Genomic DNA, 456 nt, shown 5'->3' with positions numbered 1-456 from the left:
CTTGTACCTATGGGATGCAGCAGTGGGGAATATTGGACAATGGGGGGAACCCTGATCCAGCGACGCCGCGTGAGTGAAGAAGTATTTCGGTATGTAAAGCTCTATCAGCAGGGAAGAAAGAAATGACGGTACCTGACTAAGAAGCCCCGGCTAACTACGTGCCAGCAGCCGCGGTAATACGTAGGGGGCAAGCGTTATCCGGATTTACTGGGTGTAAAGGGAGCGTAGACGGCGATGCAAGTCTGAAGTGAAAGGCGGGGGCCCAACCCCCGGACTGCTTTGGAAACTGTATAGCTGGAGTGCAGGAGAGGTAAGTGGAATTCCTAGTGTAGCGGTGAAATGCGTAGATATTAGGAGGAACACCAGTGGCGAAGGCGGCTTACTGGACTGTAACTGACGTTGAGGCTCGAAAGCGTGGGGAGCAAACAGGATTAGATACCCAAGTAGTCCCGTACG

General features: G+C 53.1%; 1 rRNA gene. It reads left to right on the top strand.

The features are described 5' to 3' along the window. A 16S ribosomal RNA gene (locus M6G53_RS24985) occupies window positions 1-456 on the top strand; the annotation flags it as partial.

The organism is Serratia nevei (assembly GCF_024160145.1).
Lineage (GTDB): Bacteria > Pseudomonadota > Gammaproteobacteria > Enterobacterales > Enterobacteriaceae > Serratia > Serratia nevei_A.
The sequence above is the reverse complement of the archived record's forward strand: the minus strand, read 5'-3'. Positions and strand labels throughout refer to the sequence as shown.